At 65.3% G+C, this 18,960-nt stretch carries 15 protein-coding genes; 8 read left to right on the top strand and 7 right to left on the bottom strand.

All coding sequences use genetic code 11. From position 1 onward, the window contains the following. Positions 1–24: 24 nt before the first annotated feature. Genes F464_RS30785 through F464_RS0101530 form a run of 5 tightly spaced genes read right to left on the bottom strand, consistent with a single transcriptional unit; the run spans position 25 to position 6,420 of the window. Positions 25–171: a hypothetical protein gene (locus tag F464_RS30785; RefSeq protein ID WP_018988000.1), complete on the bottom strand. Its 147-nt coding sequence runs from the start codon at positions 169–171 to the stop codon at positions 25–27. 22 nt (positions 172–193) lie between these two features. Beyond that, entirely contained in the window at positions 194–2,002 is a 1,809-nt protein-coding gene (locus tag F464_RS27720; RefSeq protein WP_084600398.1) for a T6SS phospholipase effector Tle1-like catalytic domain-containing protein, read from the bottom strand. After that, a complete protein-coding gene (locus tag F464_RS29780; RefSeq protein ID WP_051092224.1) occupies positions 1,999–2,562 on the bottom strand; it encodes a DUF3304 domain-containing protein in 564 nt (187 codons plus the stop codon). The genes F464_RS27720 and F464_RS29780 overlap by 4 nt, the downstream gene beginning before the upstream one ends. A 37-nt stretch (positions 2,563–2,599) precedes the next feature. Then, positions 2,600–3,535: a DUF4123 domain-containing protein gene (locus tag F464_RS29785; protein ID WP_157353498.1), complete on the bottom strand. Its 936-nt coding sequence runs from the start codon at positions 3,533–3,535 to the stop codon at positions 2,600–2,602. 8 nt (positions 3,536–3,543) lie between these two features. Further along, complete coding sequence (locus F464_RS0101530; protein WP_018988004.1) at positions 3,544–6,420, bottom strand: type VI secretion system Vgr family protein; 2,877 nt, start codon at positions 6,418–6,420, stop codon at positions 3,544–3,546. A 223-nt stretch (positions 6,421–6,643) separates the two neighbouring features. Between F464_RS0101530 and F464_RS0101535 the strand changes: the two genes are divergently transcribed. The 6 genes from F464_RS0101535 (at position 6,644) to F464_RS0101560 (ending at position 14,007) form a co-directional block, all read left to right on the top strand. Then, positions 6,644–7,294 carry a TetR/AcrR family transcriptional regulator gene (locus F464_RS0101535; protein WP_018988005.1) on the top strand — a complete coding sequence of 217 codons (651 nt, stop codon included), beginning with the start codon at positions 6,644–6,646 and terminating at the stop codon, positions 7,292–7,294. Beyond that, positions 7,291–8,382, top strand: coding sequence for an efflux RND transporter periplasmic adaptor subunit (locus tag F464_RS0101540; RefSeq protein ID WP_018988006.1), 1,092 nt, complete (start codon positions 7,291–7,293; stop codon positions 8,380–8,382). Before F464_RS0101535 ends, F464_RS0101540 begins: the two co-directional genes overlap by 4 nt. After that, positions 8,379–11,594, top strand: coding sequence for an efflux RND transporter permease subunit (locus tag F464_RS0101545; RefSeq protein ID WP_018988007.1), 3,216 nt, complete (start codon positions 8,379–8,381; stop codon positions 11,592–11,594). The genes F464_RS0101540 and F464_RS0101545 overlap by 4 nt, the downstream gene beginning before the upstream one ends. A gap of 67 nt (positions 11,595–11,661) precedes the next feature. Next, a complete protein-coding gene (locus F464_RS0101550) occupies positions 11,662–12,315 on the top strand; it encodes a protein-L-isoaspartate O-methyltransferase family protein (RefSeq protein ID WP_018988008.1) in 654 nt (217 codons plus the stop codon). An 11-nt stretch (positions 12,316–12,326) separates the two neighbouring features. Next, positions 12,327–12,650, top strand: coding sequence for a rhodanese-like domain-containing protein (locus F464_RS0101555; RefSeq protein WP_018988009.1), 324 nt, complete (start codon positions 12,327–12,329; stop codon positions 12,648–12,650). Between the two features lie 43 nt (positions 12,651–12,693). Beyond that, positions 12,694–14,007 carry a TolC family outer membrane protein gene (locus F464_RS0101560; protein WP_018988010.1) on the top strand — a complete coding sequence of 438 codons (1,314 nt, stop codon included), beginning with the start codon at positions 12,694–12,696 and terminating at the stop codon, positions 14,005–14,007. Between the two features lie 415 nt (positions 14,008–14,422). Here F464_RS0101560 and waaA read toward each other — a convergent pair whose 3' ends face one another. Together waaA and F464_RS0101570 are read right to left on the bottom strand one after the other, a co-directional pair. Beyond that, the gene (gene waaA / locus F464_RS0101565; RefSeq protein WP_018988011.1) at positions 14,423–15,688 is read right to left on the bottom strand and encodes a lipid IV(A) 3-deoxy-D-manno-octulosonic acid transferase; all 1,266 of its coding nucleotides are present in this window, start codon (positions 15,686–15,688) and stop codon (positions 14,423–14,425) included. A gap of 179 nt (positions 15,689–15,867) precedes the next feature. After that, positions 15,868–16,098, bottom strand: coding sequence for a ribbon-helix-helix protein, CopG family (locus tag F464_RS0101570; RefSeq protein WP_018988012.1), 231 nt, complete (start codon positions 16,096–16,098; stop codon positions 15,868–15,870). Between the two features lie 222 nt (positions 16,099–16,320). Between F464_RS0101570 and F464_RS0101575 the strand changes: the two genes are divergently transcribed. Further along, positions 16,321–17,328: an NAD-dependent epimerase gene (locus tag F464_RS0101575; RefSeq protein ID WP_018988013.1), complete on the top strand. Its 1,008-nt coding sequence runs from the start codon at positions 16,321–16,323 to the stop codon at positions 17,326–17,328. Between the two features lie 182 nt (positions 17,329–17,510). Beyond that, positions 17,511–18,959, top strand: coding sequence for a mannose-1-phosphate guanylyltransferase/mannose-6-phosphate isomerase (locus F464_RS0101580; RefSeq protein ID WP_026295652.1), 1,449 nt, complete (start codon positions 17,511–17,513; stop codon positions 18,957–18,959). The last annotated feature ends 1 nt before the right edge of the window (position 18,960 follow it).

Genomic DNA, 18,960 nt, shown 5'->3' on the forward strand with positions numbered 1-18,960 from the left:
CGAATACCCGCCAAGGGGAGGCCTTCACGGCGGCTTGAGTCGCACGCCCAATTGTTCGTCGCTGTCGTCGATGACGAATTGGATGTAGTGTGCTCCGGCTTGATGGCTGGAGACGCGCATCCAGCAGTTCGAGTGGCCGTTGAGACTCTCGCCGAAAGGGTTGGTGGTCATGAACAGGCGCGGTCAAAACCCCTCAGCTTCGGTCGAACACCACCCTGACGCGCAAATGTCCATCGCTTTCACGCCGCGTCGTGGTCATGACCTTTACCACCGCCTCGGTGGATGCGCTTTCGAGGTCGAGCAGATCCTCGAAATCCCCGTCGGTCATGACCGGAAATTCGCCGGGCTGCGTCGCGTCAACTTCGAGCATGCGTTGCTCGAAGGGCGTGAGCGTATTTCCCCGCCTTTGTTTTTCCTTTACGAGTTTGAGCTTCTCGGACTTATCGTGGGCCGTTACCGGGCCCGCGAGATAGAACGAGGCATGGGAGTCGTGGATAAATCCGTCGAAGAATTCATGTACAGCCTGCGGTACTTTGTCGATTGCCCGCGCCTCCTCGGCGGCGGCCGCGTACAGCGGCGAGAGTGGTGGCGGAGTGGTCCCACGGCGTTGTCGGACCAATTCGATCTGACGCTTGCGCTGTATCACCTGCTGCATGTCGCGCTGGAAATCGCGTTCGCTGGCGCGGAGGTCCTCCCTGTCCTGCGGATTCGCTTGCTGGACGCTGGCAAGCTCCTCGAAGTGCGGCGCGGTCTTGAGGCGCCAGCGCCAATAGAGGCGCATGTGCTGGAAAAGGAGATCCTCGACGGAAACGGACGAGACGCGGGACCATATGGCGTAATCACGGAAACGTTGGGCAAGATCGGGGGAGATATCTAGATCGTCGGCAACGTCCCTTTGCTCGATTGCCGTGAGTTTCGCGATATCCCAGAGAGGAACTCCGGACTTTCGCGCCTCGTGGTACATGTTCAGCAGAGGAACCTGCGACGCAAGCCGGTTGCGGGCTCCAATCGATTTCCCCTGCTCACCGGGTGCGTAGCCGCCGCCGATATCCGAATGAGCGCCGGGATAGACAATTTCGGTGCAATTGGCCGGATAGATCCGGCCTTGGCGAACCGACGAAAGCGGAAAGGATTTGCGGATCTCGTGGGCTGCCACGTAGTGCACGCAACGCTCCACGGCCGAGGGGATTGCCATCGTTCCATCTGCCCAATCCATCAGACCGGCTCCGCCGACGGGCGACGAGTCCGCAAGGCCGACGGAGGCAACTGTGTCGAACAGACCCACGAACTGGAGGCGGATCGGAATGCCACAGAATACGTATGAGTCGATCTGCTTTGTGCAGCACTCGAGAATCCAGTTGCAGTAGGTGCGAGCCTCGGCCGCGCCGCGCGAAAAACCGAAGACTGATAGATTGATTTGCACAATCTCGGACTTGCGGTTCGCAATGGCGCGCTTGAGTCGTGATTCGAGGCCCATGAAAAAACTGCGGCGCTTGCCGGAATCCAGCGTCCAGGCGTTCTTGAGCGCATCGGGACGGTTGATGGACTTCCTTGACTCGTCGGTGTCGACGAGATTGCGTTTGTGGGCCGCCCAATGAACGGCGTTGTAGAGCTGAATCATCGCCCAGTGAAGGCGAGGCTCTCCACCCTGCGCCATCGATTTCCCGCTCGAACTCTCTGCCTCCTCACCTATCTGGGGGAAGGTCGTACCGACTCCCGGAATGTAGTATCGGAAATACCCTGAATCGGCGTCGGCGCGAAACGCGTCGTGGAGAACGACCACGTTGGAATGACTGCGCTTTGCCGGATTCGCAATATCTTCCTTGTCTCGTTTCTTGTTGTTGTTGGTTCCGTCAAAGAACATCCCCACCCAGATAGGCTTGCGGCAATCCGGCTGTGAATTCGCCGGCACGCCGCCATAGGCTGCAGCACGGCTGCAGCGATCACGCACAGACACGCTGGTCAGGGTCGGAATACGGGCGTCGGGCGTTTGGACGGTCATTTTCCGAAAATCCTCGTGACGTCGTCGGCCGAGAGCGGCCTTGCCGTACCTATGCGGGCGGGGTGCTCAGGATGGGAGGGTGACAAGCCGGTAACGTAAATCCTGATCTCGTCATCCGGCAAAAACAATACCTGTAGGTCCTCAGGCTTTTCATACGGCTCGATCAGGATGGTTTTCTTGAGTGCCCGCGTGGGGTTAGCCGGGTCGTTGCGGCAGTTGCTCCATCCGTTCTCGTCGACGCCCTTGCCGCAGTCGCTCCGACGCCATTCGATCGTCGTGCTCAGCCCGGCATGCCAGTATTTCGGGAGAGCCACGCAGCAAACCACGCCGCCACCGCCTCCAATACCCACGCCGCTCCCCCACGCACCGTCCAGGTAAAACTCCTGAATTCCTTCCGTAGTGTAGTTGTACGCGGATAGTCCGCTTGCGCTGGATGTGTCGTCATGTGCGTCGCGCGTGGCGACATCACACCCGGTGAGTGCGAAGGCCAGGAGCCCTAACAGAAGTGCTTGCCCGAGAAGGTCTGAAAGCCATCCGGTCAAGGTGGTTGTCTTATACATATGTCGCTCCATTGGATGGAGTTATCCGGGTTTCAATTCAATAAAGGGCACTAACCAGGCGTGAATTCATCGCCTCAAGCTCGTTCCATTGATCATCGGTCCATCGCATTACTGCATCGCGGAAGCGAAGTTTGCCGCTGCGCGTTGTGCTCCAGGTTTCTGCGAGACTCGCGAGTTCGTGAAACTTCTCGGAAGTGCTCCAAGCTATGGTTACGAACTGCAATTGATCCGGCGTGTCGGTAATCCCATATTGCCGCGCAACCTCGACAAGCGACGCGAGGCGGGCGTGTATCGTGGAGGGCGCTTGCGCCGGGGTGATTTCAGGGGAAATTTCGCTCAGCTGCCCGAACAGAATGTCGGGTTCGGCTGCCTGCATCAGGGCAGTGAATTGGTCGTCGTTCAGGGTGAGCAGCGTTCGAGTTTCGCCGCCGCCCGTGGCCGCGTCGGCGAGGTACTGTGTTTCGAGATGACCGTCACGACCGATCCAGGCCCAGCGGCGCACCGTTTGCGCCAACCCGCTTCGCTGGTTGTGGCCCAGAACTCGAAGCACGCCCGGTAGTACGCGCGTATCCGTGAACCGGCAATATAGCTGCAGGCCGTCTGGGGTTTCCACGCACGCGAGTTTTGCCAGTTCTTCGCGCCGGGGCATCGTCCCGTCGGTCTTCAACTCGACGAACGACAATGCAGGCAGGGCGTTTGCCATGGTGAGCAGACGTTCGAGGAACTGCTCTGAAACTCCCTGTACGGAAATCAGGCACGGGCCGATTTCCTCGTAGGCCGCATAAGGGGTTCCATCCAGGAGGGCGACGGTGGGCGATGCCGACCGCTCGATCTTGCGCAGGGCCGTTGCGCCCAGGATGCTCAGGTCAGCGATTGCCCACAACTGGAAGCCGGGCGGGCGCGGCGCGGCAAGCCAGGCGCATAGCGCCGGCGCAAGCTCAGGTTGGTGGGGGTCTTGCAGGTAGGTTGGCATGAAGTGGATTACTGCGCGGTGGCGAACGGAGAGCCCGACCGTACGGCCGCGAGCAGGCATTCCTTGCATACGCTTTTCGGGAACAGCGGTAAACCGTATTCCTCCTGCACCGGCCCCCCGAAGCTCTTCTTCGACGCATGTACCGTGATCGTCCCCGGACACGCGACGGTGACGCCGCCGTCGATGGTGATGCTGGCGCCGCCTTCGACGCTCAACACGATCTTCTTCGCCGCGGCGAAGTCGATGTTCGTGCCGGCGCTGACGAGTTTCATCTCGTCGCGGGCGAGGAGCTTGAGTTCGTCGCTTTGCGCCTGCAGCGTGATGTCGTCCTTCGCGGCGATGAGGCGGATGCCGGTGTTGCTCTCGCCCGCATGGACGGCGCCGGCGACGAGGCCGATCGCCTGGCCCGCGTGGATGCGCGCGGCTCCGGCCGCTGCGAGGTTCGTGTCCGCGCCGCTCATGAGGGTCGCGGTATCGCCGGCGGCGATCTGCACGCTCTGGCCGGCGACGAGGCCGATGCCGGCCTGGGCCACCTGCAGGATCGCGGGGGCGGCGAGGTGGGGGACGCGTTGGCCGGTGACGGCGGTGTTGCCGGCGTCCGCGTCAGCGGTGGCCTCGGCCGGATCGCGCGCCGAGACCATGCCGCCGGCGAGGCGGCTGAGGGCCGCGAGGGGCGGGTGGTCGGGATCGGCGGCGCTGGTGCGGGCCGCGGTGCTGCCGATCGCGGCCGCGAGCTTGACAGTCTGGTGTGTCGCGGCCGCGTGCGACAGGGTGTCGGCGAGCGTGCAGGCCTGTTTCAGTAGCGCCATGCCGGGCGCGAAGTCGCCGGCCGGTTCGCCCGCGTGGCGGGCGGGCCAGGTGCTCATGACGATGCCGCGGCCGGCGCGTAGCGCGCCCCAGGCATCCGTGCGCAACTCGGCGCCGCTGCCACGGAAGGATCCGCGGTAGTTGCCGGCCTGGTGGATGAGGTGGCCGAGGTTGAGCTCCGAGGCATGCTGCGTGCTCTTGAGCTGCACGCGCAACTGCTGGTCGCTGTCGTCGAAGACGAGCTGGTTGTAGCCGGCGCTGGGGCCGCGGGCGCCGAATTCCTTGCTCTTGAAGCCGCTCAGGGCATCCGGGTGGCGGTGGCCCGCTGCCGCGGCGCCGTGCCAGGCGGGGCTGTTGCCTCCTGTGAGGTTGCCCTGTCCGGCCGCGCGATGGTCGCTCGCGCCGTCGAACACGCCGGTGTCGGATGCCGGCCCGGCGCGTCCGCCCGGCGTGGGAGCGATGCCGCCTTCGCCGCGGCCGTTGTAGAGGGCGCCGAGCACGACGGGGCGATCGATGTCGCCGCCGAGGAAACCGACCAGCACTTCCTGGCCGATGCGCGGCAGCCACTGCCAGCCCATGCCCGCACCGGCCTGGCGGCTGGCGACGCGGACCCAGCAGCTCGAACGGTCGTCAGCGGCTTTGCCTTCCTGCCAGTGGAAGCGCAGCTTGATGCGGCCCAGCGCGTCGCACCACAGCTCGTCGGCGCCGTTCGGCACGCTCTCGCCCTGTGGGCCGACGACGATGGCGCTCATCGGGCCGGGCGCGGTCGGGCGCGGGTTGATGCGCGTGCCGGTGTCGTCCGCGAGCACCGGGCGCCACGGCAGCTCGGCGCGCAGCGCGTCGAAGGCGTTGCCGTAGCCGCGCCTGCGTGCGAGTTCGACGAGGGCGGCGGGAAGCTCCCGCGGCGCCTGCGCCGGTTCGAGCGCGTCGCCGGTCGCAAGCGCGTCCTCATCCTCGGAGGACAGGTTCTGCGCGAGTCGCGCCGCGATCGCATCGATCCGCTCGGCGTCGAGGTTGTTGATGCCGACGTGCAGGACGTCGAGCACGGCGAAGCGCTCGCCTTCGGGGGCGGGCGCTGTAGCGGGGTCGAGCGGCAGCCCGTTCACCGCGACGAAGCTGCCGGGGCGCAGGCTGCGCACGGTGCCGCGGCCGAGAAAGGTGCTCGCGCGCGCCTCCGCGGCCTCCATCGCGAGGCGTTGGTAGCGCTCGGCCTCGGCCACGCTCGCATGGGCGTACTGGCCGGCGTAGTCGTAGTGTTCGAGCGGCGGCAGATCCGCGCTGCCGACGCGGTGCGCCGTCGGCACGCTCGCCGCGATCGAGCGCTTGGCGTGGTAGTCGTAGCCGAGCACGGTGCCGAGGGTGGGCGCGAGGCGGTGCTGCGCGCCGAAGGCGACGATGCTGTCCTGGTCTTCCTGCGAGTCGGCACGGTGGAAGCGGATGCCGCGTCCGCCGAGTGCATGCGCCGAAAGGGGATCTTCCGGGAAGCGCGTGCTGTCGGCGAAGAGGCGCATGCGGTGGCGGGCCGGACTGTCCGCATCCTCCTCGATGCACCAGCCAAGCCCTTCCTCGGCGAGCAGGCGCGACACGAAGGCGTAGTCCGATTCGCGGTACTGCACGCAGTAGCTGCGCGGACGGGCGGTCGCGAGGAAAGGAGCGACGTCCTCGTGCCAGTGCCACGCCGCGTGTTCGTGGTAATCGGCGAACACCGCGTCGAGAATCTCGGGCACGGACTTGTCCTGGAACACGCGGTTGTGGCGTCCGCGCGTCAGCAGCCAGGTCCATGGCACCACGGTCAGGCGGTAGCGCGCCCAGCCGCCGTCGCTGCCGAGTTGTGCGGCCGTGCGCACGAGGCCCGAACGCTCGCTGCGGCTGTCGTCGGAGAGCGCGGTGCGCAGCGTCACCGCCTGCCCGAGCATCGGCTCGAGGGCGAGGAAGGCGTCCTGCGACAGTGTGTCGAGATGGAATTCGAAGCCGCCCGACAGGCTTTCGCGTCCCCACCAGGCCTCGACCGCGAGCGGCGGGCCGTCCGTGTGCCAGTGCAGGTCGTACAGGCGGGAGCATGCGGCGAGTAGGGGCATTTCGTCGAGTCTGGAACCGGCAGAGATTTTAAAAGACCAATAGCATAGCACTTTGACATGTATGACGCGGTCGTTGCGGGTTGGACGTTATCGGGCGGCCGCGTGCCCGTCAGCTCAGCGGCGAGTAAATGAATCCGAGGTGCCTTGTATTTGCCCGCGAAACATCCTAAATTACTGACTGGTTAGTCATTAATACGGCGCAGTTCGCCGGTTCCCCGCCCGCATGTCCGACTCCATCCGCCCGCCAGCACGCCGACGCCGCAAGGAGGCGCGCCCGCAGGAGCTCACCGCCGCCGCGCTGTCGCTCTTCGTCGAGAAGGGTTTCGCGGCGACGCGGCTCGATGACATCGCCGAACGCGCAGGCGTCTCCAAGGGCACCCTGTACCTCTATTTCGACAGCAAGGACGCGCTGTTCAAGGCCGTGATCAAGGAGGGCATCGTCTCTGCGCTGCACGCGGGCGAAGCGCTGTTCGACGAGTACGACGATCCGCTGGAACTGTTGCGCACGATCCTGCTGGGCTGGTGGGAGCGTATCGGCAATACCGAACTGGGCGGCATCCCGAAGTTGATGATGTCCGAAGCACGCAATTTCCCCGACGTTGCCCTCTATTACCAGCAGGAAGTCCTGCAGCGCGGCACGGCGCTCCTGCGCAAGGCCGTCACGCTCGGCATCGAGCGCGGCGTGTTCCGGCAGGTCGACGCCGATGCGATCTGCAGTGTCCTGATCGCGCCGCTCGTCTATCGGGCGATGTGGCGACAGTCCTTTGGTCCCGCCTGCGGACAGGAAACCGACACGGCGCAGTACCTGCACACCTATTTCGACCTGATCCTGAACGGCCTGCTGGCCGGGGCGCCAAGCGGAGATGCGCGATGAAGACGACACTGAGGGCCCTCTCCCTGGCCGCCCTGCTTGCCGGATGTTCCGGTCCGGCACCCATCGACAAGCCTCCCCGCGCCGTCCTGGTGCGCACCATCGGGAGTGCCGCGTCCGAGCCGCAGCTGCGCGTATACACCGGCGAGGTGCGCGCGCGCCATGAGGCGGACATCGGATTCCGCATTGGCGGCAAGCTCGTCGAGCGCAACGTCGATGTCGGCGCGCGCGTGCGGCCCGGCGCGGTGCTCGCGCGCCTGGACCCGCAGGACGTGAGGCTCGCCGAACAGGCGGCCGCGGCGCAAGTGTCGGCGGCGGAGGCCGAGGTCGCGCTGGCGCGTGCGGAATTCGAGCGCGTGCAGAACCTGCACGCACGCAACTTCGTCAGTGCTTCCGCGCTGGATGGCCGGCGTACCGCGCAGCAGGCGGCCGAAGCGCGGTTGCGCCAGGCCCGTGCGCAACTCGCGACGGCCGGCAATCAGGCTGCTTATGCGGCCCTGAGCGTTGCCGACGAGGGTGTGGTCACCGCCGCCCTCGCGGAAGCCGGGCAGGTCGTCGCGGCTGGCCAGCCGGTGCTGCGCGTCGCGCGCCCCGACGAACGCGAAATCCTGATCCACGTGCCGGAAGGCCGGATCGCGGAACTGCAGCCGGGTTCGCCCGCTGCCGTGCGCGCGTGGGCAAATCCGGCGCGCACTTACGCCGCGACGGTCCGCGAAATTGCCCCCGCGGCTGATGTCGCGACCCGTTCCTACGCCGTGCGCGTGAGCGTGGCGGAGGCCGACGACGCCCTGCCGCTCGGCGCAACGGCGAGCGTCGCCTTCACGGAGGTCCACGATGCCGCGCAGACGATTCTTCCGCTGGCCGCGGTGACCCGCGTCGATGGCCGTGCGACGGTGTGGGTTGTCGACGAGGCTTCGCACCTCGCGCCGCTCGCCGTGGATGCACGGGCGTTCCGCGAAGACGGCGTGGTCGTTGGCGGGCTGGCCGCGGGTTCGCGCGTCGTGCTCACGGGCGTGCATCGCCTGGTCGCGGGCGAAACCGTGCGCGCGGTCGACGAGGCCGCGCCGGTGGCGCTGGACGTACGCAAATGACCGCCCCGCGGGATTTTCACGAAGGGCGCTTCAACATCTCCGCCTGGGGCCTGCGCCACCAGACGCTGGTGGCCTACTTCATGGCCGTGCTGGCGGTGATCGGCCTCTACTCGTATTCCCGTCTCGGCCAGTCGGAGGACCCGCCCTTCACCTTCAAGGTGATGGTGATCCGCACCGAGTGGCCGGGCACTTCCGCCGAAGAGGTCGCGCGCCAGGTCACCGACAAGATCGAAAAGAAGCTGCAGGAAGTCGCCCAGGTCGACGTGCTGCGCAGCTTCTCGCGCCCGGGCGAGTCGATGGTGTTCTTCGTCGCAAAGGATTCGACCCCGGCGCGCGAGATGCCCGAAGTCTGGTACCAGGTGCGCAAGAAGGTCGGCGACATGCGCCACACCCTGCCGCAGGGCATCGTCGGACCGACCTTCAATGACGAATTCGGCGACACCTACGGCAACATCTTCGCGCTGGTTGGCGAGGGCCTCGACTACGCCGAGCTCAAGCGCTACGCCGAGGCGATCCGCGGCGAAGTCCTGCGCGTGCCCGACGTCGCGAAGGTCAGTTTCTTCGGCGAGCAGCCCGAGCGCGTGTACATCGAGCTGTCGAACATCAAGCTCGCGACCTTCGGCCTGTCGGTGCGCGACATCGCCGGCGCGCTCGCGGGCCAGAACGCGACCACCGGCGCCGGTTTCTTCGATACCGGCGACGAGCGCGTGTGGCTGCGCCCGAGCGGCGCTTTCGAGGACCTCGACGCGATCCGCGACACCGTCATCCGCGCCCAGGGGCGCAGCTTCCGCCTGGGCGACGTCGCCGAAGTGCGCCGCGGCTTCGCCGACCCGCCGCGCGAGCGCATGCGCTTCAAGGGCGAGGACGCCCTCGGCATCGGCGTGTCGATGCGATCAGGCGGCGACATCATCGCACTCGGCCGCCACCTCGATCAGGCCATCGCGCGCATCGACGCGCAACTTCCCGTCGGAGTCCGCCTCGAGCGCGTCGCCGATCAGCCGCGCGCGGTCGCGCGCTCGGTCGGCGAGTTCGTCCGCGTACTCGCCGAGGCGGTCGTCATCGTCATGGCGGTGAGCCTGCTCTCGCTCGGCCTGCGCACGGGGGTCGTCGTGCTCGTGATCATCCCCGTCGTGCTTGCGATCACCTTCCTCTTCATGAACATCCTGGGCATTGGCCTGCACAAGATATCGCTCGGTGCGCTGATCCTCGCGCTGGGCCTGCTCGTCGACGACGCGATCATCGCCGTCGAGATGATGGCCACGAAGATGGAGCAGGGCTGGGAGCGCGCGAAGGCCGCAAGTGCCGCCTACGTCTCCACCGCGATGCCCATGCTCTCCGGTACGCTCGTGACCGCGGCGGGCTTCCTGCCGATCGCGACCGCAGCATCGGCAACGGGCGAATACACGCGCTCGATCTTCCAGGTCACGGTCATCGCGCTGCTGGTCTCGTGGGTTGCGGCGGTGCTCTTCGTGCCTTGGCTCGGCTACCACATCCTGCCCGACTTCCAAGCGCAGCGCGGCAAACCGTCGGTGCTCGCGCGTCTCCTCGGCCGTCTGTCGCCGCGGCTCGGAACGCGTCTCGCCGAACGCGACGCCCATGCTCACGAACTGCACGACGAATACGCGATCTACCACTCGTCCTTTTATACGCGCCTGCGTGCGGTCGTCGATGCCTGTGTCGCGCACCGCTGGATCGTCATTGCACTGACCTTGCTCGTCTTCGCCGCTTCACTGGTCGTGTTCGGGCGTTTCGTGCCGCAGCAGTTCTTTCCCGAGTCGACCCGCCCGGAACTGCTTGTAGACCTGCGCCTTTCCGAGGGCGCCTCCCATCAGGCGACGGAGCGCGCCGTTCGGCGTCTGGAAACCTTTCTCGACACCCAAACAGGCATCGAAAACTACGTCGCCTGGGTCGGTGGCGGCAGTCCGCGCTTCTACCTGCCGCTCGACCAGCAGCTTCCGCAAACGAGCTTTGCCCAGTTCGTGATCCTGACCGCAGGCCCGGAAGCGCGCGAAGCCTTGCGCACCAAGCTGATCGCGCTGTTCGACGAAGCACCGGCCGAACTCATCGGTGTCGTCAATCGGCTCGAGAACGGCCCGCCGGTCGGCTTCCCCGTGCAGTATCGCGTCAGCGGCCAGGATCTCGACGAATTGCGCCGCATCGCGCACGAGGTCGCCGCGAACATGCGCACCCACCCGCAACTCTCCAATGTCCATCTCGACTGGGAAGAGCCCTCCAAGCGTGTGCGCCTCAAGGTCGATCAGGACAAGGCGCGACTTCTCGGTCTCACTACGCAGGACATCGCGACGCTGCTCAACACCTCGGTGCAGGGATTCGCCGTCACCCAGTTCCGCAAAGGCACCGAGACCATCGACGTGATGCTGCGCGGCGCCGAATCCGAGCGCGTGCATCTGGGGCTGCTGCCGGACCTTGCGATCCCGGTCGGCGGCGGCCGCAGCGTCTCCCTCGCCCAGGTCGCGACTGCCGAATACGGTTTCGAGCAGGGCGTTGTCTGGCGCCGCAACCGCGTCCCCACCGTCACGGTCCGCGCGACCCTGTACGGCGGCGTCCAACCGGCTGTCGTCGTCGCCGATCTCGCCCCGCAGATCGCGTCGATCGAAGCCGCGCTGCCCTTGGGATACCGCGTCGAGGTCGGCGGCGCAGTAGAGGAGAGCGCCAAGGGGGGTACGTCCGTCGCCGCGGGTATGCCGCTCTTTCTCATCGCCGTGCTCACCGTGCTCATGCTGCAGTTGCAGAGCTTCTCGCTCGTCGCGATGGTGGTCCTCACGGCTCCGCTCGGCATGATCGGCGTCACCGCCTTCCTGCTCGCCTTCGGCAAACCCTTCGGCTTCGTCGCCATGCTCGGCACGATCGCGCTCTCCGGCATGATCATGCGCAACTCCGTGATCCTCATCGACCAGATCGGCCAGGACCGCGAGCACGGCCGCAGCGCATGGGATGCCATCGTCGAATCGACCGTGCGCCGCTTCCGCCCCATCATGCTCACTGCCGCCGCGGCGATCCTCGCGATGATCCCGCTCTCGCGCAGCGCCTTCTTCGGCCCCATGGCCGTCGCCATCATGGGCGGCCTCACCGTCGCCACCGTGCTCACCCTGATCTTCCTGCCCGCGTTGTATGCAGCGTGGTACCGCGTGCGGCGCGAACCGCGGAAAGGCGGGGAAGACGGGCAGCCCGCACCGCAGCAAGTACGCTAAAATGCACAAGTTTACTTATCGCGCACTAAATTAGCGTGTGCTAATATTTGCACAGGAAGCCAATGCCATGAACTTCGAACGCGCCCGCTTCAACATGGTCGAGCAGCAGATCCGCCCCTGGGATGTGCTGGACATGGACGTCCTCGACCTCCTGATGACGGTCAAGCGCGAGGAATTCGTTCCTCCCGCGCACAAGACGCTTGCCTTCGCGGACGTCGAGATCCCCATCGGCTGCGGCCAGACCATGCTCAAGCCCGTCATCGAGGGCCGCATCCTGCAGGCGCTGCCGCTCAAGCGTTCGGATTCGGTGCTCGAGATCGGCACCGGCTCCGGCTACTTCGCCGCATTGCTTGCCGCGCGCACCGACTGGGTCCGCTCGGTCGAGATCGAGCCCGAACTCGCCAAATTCGCGACCGACAACCTCAACCGCGCCGGTGTCGAGAACGTCATCGTCGAGGAAGGCGACGCCGCTCGCGGCTGGAGCGGCCGTGCGCCGTATGACGTCATCGTCGTCACGGGTGGTCTGCCGATGGTGCCGCAAAGCCTGCTCGACCAGCTCAAGGTCGGAGGCCGCATGTTCGCCTTCGTCGGCGAGGCTCCGGTCATGGAAGGCCGCCTGATCACGCGCGTCTCGGAAGACCAGTACCAGACCGAAGACGTTTTCGAAACTGTCGTCCCGATGCTGAAGAATGCGCAGCGCAAGGACGAATTCCGCTTCTGAGGAATCACCGCATGCGACAGATCACCGCCACCGAACTCGCCGAACGGCTTGCCGCCCCGCAAGGGGGCAAACCATTCCTGCTCGACGTACGCGAGCCGATCGAGTTCGAGATCTGTCGCATCGAAGGTTCGACGCTGATGCCGATGGCCTCCGTGCCGGCGCGCCAGACCGAGCTCGATCCCGACGACGAGATCGTCGTCATCTGCCATCACGGCGGCCGCAGTGCCCAGGTGTGCATGTTCCTCGAGCGTCAGGGCTTCTCCAGGGTCATCAACCTTGCGGGCGGGGTCGCGGCCTGGGCCGCCCAGGTCGACCCGGCCATGCCGCGGTACTGACGCCACAGCGCCGAAACCACAGCGACTTGCCCCGGAGAAGCCGATGAAGCGCGTGATTGCCCTCAGTCTCGTTACCCTATGTTCCGCCAGCGCGTGGTCGGCCGACCTCCTGCAGGTCTATCGCGACGCGCTCGCCAACGACGCGCGCTTCGCCGCAGCCCGCGCCCAGTACGATGCAGGCCAGGAACGGGTCGTACAGGGCCGGGCCGGACTGTTGCCGAGCATCGGCGCCAGCGCCAACACCACCTGGAACGACGTCGACACGCATACCCGGGTCTTCGGCACGCGCGAATACAACAGCAACGGCTACGGCGTGCAACTCACGCAGCCGCTGTTCCGCTGGCAGAACTGGATCCAGTACAAGCAGGGCGAACTCCAGACCGCGCTCGCCGAAGTCCAGCTCGGACAGGCGCGGCACGATCTGATCCTGCGAGTCTCGCAAGCCTACTTCGACGTCCTCAACGCCCAGGACGTCCTCGCGGCGCAGTCCCAGCTGAAGAAGGCCGCCTCCGAGCAGCTCGAACTCGCGAAGGCCAGCTTCGAGGTCGGCACCGTCACGATCACCGACGTGCACGAAGCGCAATCGCGCTTCGACCTCGCGTCGGCGCAGGAAATCGCCGCGCAGAACGACCTGGATGTACGCCGCCAGACCCTCGTACAGATCGTCGGCCAGGATCCCTCGCCGCTCGCCGGCCTGCGGCAGGGCGTCTCGCTGTCCCGCCCGCAGCCCGACAGCATCGCGGAATGGGCAGCTGCCGCGGAACAGGGCAGCTACGCGGTGCAGGCGCAACAGATCGCGCGCGAAATTGCTGAACGCGAAGTCGAGCGCAACCGCGCCGGCCACTACCCGACCCTCGACGTCGTCGCCGCCCGCAGCCACAACAGCGCAGGCTTCAGCTCCAGCGCTGCAGGCGGCTCGACGCGCACCGACGCCAACACCGTCGGCCTGCAGCTCAATGTCCCCATCTTCGCCGGCGGAGCCGTTTCGTCGCGCGAACGCGAAGCGGCCGCCCTCAAGGTCAAGGCCGACGCCGACCTCGACGACGCCCGCCGCTCCGCCGCCCTCGCCGCACGTCAGGCCTACCTCGGCGTCACTAGCGGCATGGCGCAAGTCAAGGCCCTCGAAGCCGCCCAGGTCTCATCGACCTCCGCGCTCGAAGCCAACCGTCTCGGCTACGAAGTTGGCGTCCGCATCAACATCGACGTCCTCAACGCCCAGTCCCAACTCGCCGACACCCAGCGTCAGCTCGCCCGCTCCCGCTACGACACCATCCTCGCCCAACTGCGCCTCAAGGCCGCCGCCGGTACCCTTGGCGAGGAAGACGTCCAGCTCATCGACGCGCTGCTGGCAGAGTAATTCGGGCGATCATACGAACTCGCCGCTACCCTGACGGTCCGGAGTCCCCTTCGAGCTGTTGGCCTGGAAATTCGCCGTCGTTCGCCGCGGTGTCCGATGGTGGGCGGAAATTTCGCCCCGGAGCTGAAGCGATTACTGCGTGAGGCCGGCCTGCCCAAACACTTCTGATTCAAGAAGCCGTACAAGGGTGGAAAACGCAGTTTCGGCGCAGGACACGTAGGGCGGGAGGAGCCAAAGGCGTATCCCGCTATGCGGCCCTTGGGCCGCTTCCGACCCCGGGACTGGCAGGATGCCCTGCGCTCGTCCCGCCCTACGCGGGTTCGTGCGATTGCCCCGCACAGTCAAACTGCTCCCGTACGCCCGACACGAGTCCGGCGATGCTGCTCTCCAATCACGAATTCAGGATAGCCACGAATCAAGAGCCGGCAAATAGTCGCTCTACGATCGCCATCGTCCTCGCCGTAGCCCCCCGATGCGCAGCAGCGAAACTCCGTCCCGCCTCACCCGCTGCAATGCGAGCCTGCTTGTCGCCAAGCAACGCGACCGCGACCTGCATCCCCTCATCGACGTCCGCCGCGCGCCGCGCCGCCCCTGCGGCAACCGCCAGCTCCGCAACCTGCGCGAAGTTGAAGGTATGTGGCCCCAGCGCCACCGGCGTCCCCACTGCGCACGCCTCGATCAGGTTCTGCCCGCCAAAAGGCAGCCAGCTGCCGCCGATCAGCGCCACATCGGCCGCCGCGTAATACGCAAACATCTCGCCCATCGAATCACCCAGCCACACGCGCGTCTCAGCCTCGACCGCCGCCTCGTCCGAACGCCGCTGCAGTTTGAATCCGCCGGCTTCGACCAGACGCGCAACCTCATCGAAGCGTTGCGGATGCCGCGGCACCAGTGCGAGCAGCGCGTCGTCAGGTGCCTGCGCCCGGAACGCCTCGAGAATCAGCGTCTCCTCCCCCTCGCGGGTGCTCGCCGCGAGCAGGACCGGACGCCCGCCAAGGCGTTGGCGGAAACTCGCCCCAAGCGCGAACAGCGCATCCGGTGGTGAAATGTCGAACTTGATGTTCCCCGTCACCGCCACCTCGCTCGCGCCCAAGTCCCCCAGACGCCGTGCGTCCGCCTCGGTCTGCGCGCCGATCCCGGCAAGCGCACCCACGGTCATGCGTGTCAGGGCGGGCCAGCGTGCATAGCGCCGCGCCGAACGCTCGGAAAGCCGCGCATTCGCAAGCAGCACCGGCACCCCGCGCGCGCAACAACTGGCCAACAGCGTGGGCCACAGTTCCGTCTCCATCACGATGCCGACGCGCGGACGAAAGTGCGACAGAAAGCTTCGACAGGCCGGCCCCAGGTCGTACGGCAGATAGCCGCGCAGCACGCGGGGCTCCCCGCCGAACAGGTTCTCGGACGTCTCCCGTCCCGTCGGCGTCATGTGCGTCAGCAGCACCGCGTGATCCGGCCAACGCGCCAGCAGCGCACGCACCAGCGGTTCCGCCGCGCGCGTCTCCCCCACCGACACCGCATGCACCCAGATCACAGGCAGCGGTGCGCGGACCGCGTAATGCCCGAAGCGCTCGCCCAGATGCTTCAGGTAGGCAGGCTGCCGCCGCGCGCGCCACGCCAGGCGCAGCAGCACGAAGGGCAGGGCACACAGCCACAGCAAGGCATAGGACAATCTGGCGAGCATGGGGCGTCCGGTTCTGGCAAGCCGCCAAGTATATCGTCGCCCGTCGCCACGACCGGCCGGGAGTAGGGCAGGGCGGGTCAAAACGGTAGCAATGCGCTAATCATTCTTGGTTGATCACGCCCTTCCTGGAAAGGCGCGATCAACCAAAACTTTGGCCCGGCCTGCCGGCAGCCCGCAGGCTATCCGGCGGATTTGCCATCCCGAGCATCGAGCCGATCGAGGATAGCCAGGGCCCGGCTCACGTTCCCGGTGGCAGCAAGCGCGCGGAAATGGTTCTCCGTGTCCCACGCAGCCAAAGCTTGAGCGCTCAATTCTTCAACCAGCTTGTTCATGCGCTGGCCACGCGCCCGTGCCAATTGCTTGAGGCGAAGCGCCGTGTCGTCCGGTAGCCGGATCGTCAAAGCACTCATTGTATTCCTCCAGACACTGTGCGGGCGTCATGGCGCGCAATCTGCCCAACTGCAACTCTCCCCGCTCGAGGTCACGGATGTTGTGCGTGACGATCGCATCGGTCCCGCCGGCCAAGGCCAACTCGATGAGATGGTTGTCCGCTTCTCACTTCCTGTAACGAAAGCGCCCCCCGGACATGGGATAATCTGCGGTCAAATTTCCCACGTAAATTCGGAAGGCGTATGAAGATCCTGGTTACCGGTGCAGCCGGATTCATCGGCATGCACACCAGCGAGGTGCTCCTCGCCCGCGGCGACGAAGTCGTCGGCCTCGACAACCTCAACGACTACTACGACCCGCAGCTCAAGCTCGACCGCCTCGCGCGCCTCACTCCGCACCCTGCATTCCGCTTCGTCAAACTCGACGTCGCCGATCGCGCCGGCATGGAACGCATCTTCGCCGAGGAAAAGTTCGACCGCGTCATCCATCTCGCCGCCCAGGCCGGCGTGCGCTACTCCCTGCAGAACCCGCACGCCTACGTCGACAGCAACCTCGTCGGCTTCATCAACGTCCTCGAAGGCTGCCGCCACAGCAAGGTGCAGCACCTCGTGTACGCCAGCAGCTCCAGCGTCTACGGCGGCAACACCAAGATGCCGTTCTCCGAGCACGACAGCGTCGACCACCCCGTCAGCCTCTACGCCGCAACGAAGAAGGCCAACGAGCTGATGGCCCACACCTACAGCCACCTCTACGGCCTACCCACCACCGGACTGCGCTTCTTCACCGTCTACGGCCCCTGGGGTCGCCCCGATATGGCGCTCTTCCTGTTCACGAAGGCCATCCTCGAAGGGCTCCCGATAGACGTCTTCAACCACGGCAAGATGAAGCGCGACTTCACCTATATCGACGACATCGTCCAAGGCGTCATCCGCACCCTCGATCACGTCGCCGAATCTGACCCCGCCTTCAATCCCCTTCAGCCCGATCCGGGTCGCAGCGCCGCCCCCTACCGCGTGTTCAACATCGGCAACCATGATCCCGTCGAGCTGATGAGTTTCATCGATGCGATCGAAGAGGCGGTTGGACGGAAGGCGGAGAAGAATTTTCTGCCGATGCAGGACGGCGACGTGCCCGCCACCTATGCGGACACGACGGAACTCAATGCCTGGACGGGTTTTGCTCCGGCTACGAGCGTGAAAAAAGGTGTGCAGCGCTTTATCGGCTGGTACCGGAGTTACTACGGTTTGTAACGCAATATTACTTTGGTCGAATAGTAGTTGGCGTTCTGCAGTGCAATAATTCGAGCTTTTGCTCACAGATCGCACGTGCACCATTGAAGTATCGTCGCCGGTTCGGAATGGTCGCTTAGTTCAGCGACGAGCGTACTCCAGATTTTATTTTTAGCCCAAGTCAAATATTTGCACGGTAGAACATGATAACTCCTGTGATCCTCTCTGGTGGTTCGGGTACTAGGCTTTGGCCCTTGTCCCGCGAATTGCAGCCCAAGCAACTCCTCGCGCTGACCGGCGAACGCACCATGCTGCAGGAGACGGCCTTGCGTCTCGAGGGCTTCATGCAGGGGCAGGGTACCGGTCCGGCCATCGTTGTATGCAATAACGAGCACCGTTTCATGGCTGCCGAGCAGCTTCGATCTGTCGGTATCGCAGCGCCGCGCATTATTCTTGAACCGGTCGGACGAAACACCGCACCGGCGCTGACGCTTGCCGCTTTGGCTGCCTCCTGCGTGGATGGTGAGGATCCGATCCTTCTCGTGATGCCGGCCGATCACGTGGTCACCGACCGTGATGCATTCCAGTCCGCGGTAGCAAGCGGCCTGCCTGCAGCGACCAATGGGGCAATCGTAACCTTCGGAATCGTTCCTGCCCGCCCCGAAACGGGATACGGCTACATCCGCACCGGCGTTCGTCGCGACGACGGCGCGCTTAAGCTGGTCAAGTTCGTCGAAAAACCAAACCTTGACAGGGCGACCGAGTACGTTGCTTCCGGTGAGTATCTCTGGAACAGCGGCCTCTTCATGATGCGCGCCAGCGTCTGGCTCAAGGCCCTGGACACGCTTGATCCGTCAATGTCGCTCGCCTGCAAGGAGGCTTTTGCTGCAGGAAAGCAGGACACTGATTTTCTGCGCGTGGATCCGCAATCCTTCGAGGCCTGCCCTTCGGACTCCATTGACTACGCTGTGATGGAAAAGCTGGCGACTCACGCTGGTCTGGGTATCGACGGCGTTGTAATCCCCATGTCCGCAGGCTGGTCGGACGTCGGTGCGTGGGACGCCCTTTGGGACGTGATGGAGAAGGATGAGAACGGAAATGCAGCCTTCGGCGAAACCATCGTCGAAGGCTGCCAGGGCAGCCTGCTGTATGGTGGCGGGCGCCTCGTTGCCGGCGTTGGCCTGAAGGACGTCATCGTCGTGGAAACCCCCGATGCTGTCCTTGTGGCCGACAAGTCCCGCACGCAGGATGTAAAGAAGATCGTTACTCGCCTCAAGGCCGAAGGCCGTACGCTCGCCGACTCGCACCGCAAGATCTACCGCCCTTGGGGCTGGTATGACTCGATCGACTTCGGCGATCGTTTCCAGGTTAAGCGCATCGTCGTGGAGCCCGGCGCCAAGTTGAGCCTCCAGATGCACCACCACCGCGCCGAGCACTGGATCGTCGTCAAGGGCACCGCCGAAGTCACCAACGGCGAAAAGGTGTTCCTTCTGTCGGAAAACGAATCCACCTACATCCCCCTCGGTCATGTCCATCGCCTCGCGAACCCTGGCAAGGTCCCGCTCGAGATCATCGAGGTCCAGTCCGGTAGCTACCTCGGCGAGGACGATATCGTGCGTTTCGAGGACACCTACGGTCGCGCGCCGAACTGAT

The organism is Aromatoleum toluclasticum ATCC 700605 (assembly GCF_000378245.1).
GTDB classification, from domain to species: domain Bacteria; phylum Pseudomonadota; class Gammaproteobacteria; order Burkholderiales; family Rhodocyclaceae; genus Aromatoleum; species Aromatoleum toluclasticum.

Excerpts from the sequence above, each read along its gene's own strand:
- F464_RS30785 (WP_018988000.1), bottom strand. The coding sequence starts at position 171 with ATGACCACCAACCCTTTCGGCGAGAGTCTCAACGGCCACTCGAACTGC.
- F464_RS0101530 (WP_018988004.1), bottom strand. The coding sequence starts at position 6,420 with ATGCCCCTACTCGCCGCATGCTCCCGCCTGTACGACCTGCACTGGCAC.
- F464_RS0101570 (WP_018988012.1), bottom strand. The coding sequence starts at position 16,098 with ATGAGTGCTTTGACGATCCGGCTACCGGACGACACGGCGCTTCGCCTC.
- F464_RS0101545 (WP_018988007.1), top strand. The coding sequence starts at position 8,379 with ATGACCGCCCCGCGGGATTTTCACGAAGGGCGCTTCAACATCTCCGCC.
- F464_RS0101580 (WP_026295652.1), top strand. The coding sequence starts at position 17,511 with ATGATAACTCCTGTGATCCTCTCTGGTGGTTCGGGTACTAGGCTTTGG.
- F464_RS27720 (WP_084600398.1), bottom strand. The coding sequence starts at position 2,002 with ATGACCGTCCAAACGCCCGACGCCCGTATTCCGACCCTGACCAGCGTG.
- F464_RS29780 (WP_051092224.1), bottom strand. The coding sequence starts at position 2,562 with ATGTATAAGACAACCACCTTGACCGGATGGCTTTCAGACCTTCTCGGG.
- F464_RS0101575 (WP_018988013.1), top strand. The coding sequence starts at position 16,321 with ATGAAGATCCTGGTTACCGGTGCAGCCGGATTCATCGGCATGCACACC.
- F464_RS0101540 (WP_018988006.1), top strand. The coding sequence starts at position 7,291 with ATGAAGACGACACTGAGGGCCCTCTCCCTGGCCGCCCTGCTTGCCGGA.
- F464_RS0101535 (WP_018988005.1), top strand. The coding sequence starts at position 6,644 with ATGTCCGACTCCATCCGCCCGCCAGCACGCCGACGCCGCAAGGAGGCG.
- F464_RS0101555 (WP_018988009.1), top strand. The coding sequence starts at position 12,327 with ATGCGACAGATCACCGCCACCGAACTCGCCGAACGGCTTGCCGCCCCG.
- waaA (WP_018988011.1), bottom strand. The coding sequence starts at position 15,688 with ATGCTCGCCAGATTGTCCTATGCCTTGCTGTGGCTGTGTGCCCTGCCC.
- F464_RS0101550 (WP_018988008.1), top strand. The coding sequence starts at position 11,662 with ATGAACTTCGAACGCGCCCGCTTCAACATGGTCGAGCAGCAGATCCGC.
- F464_RS0101560 (WP_018988010.1), top strand. The coding sequence starts at position 12,694 with ATGAAGCGCGTGATTGCCCTCAGTCTCGTTACCCTATGTTCCGCCAGC.
- F464_RS29785 (WP_157353498.1), bottom strand. The coding sequence starts at position 3,535 with ATGCCAACCTACCTGCAAGACCCCCACCAACCTGAGCTTGCGCCGGCG.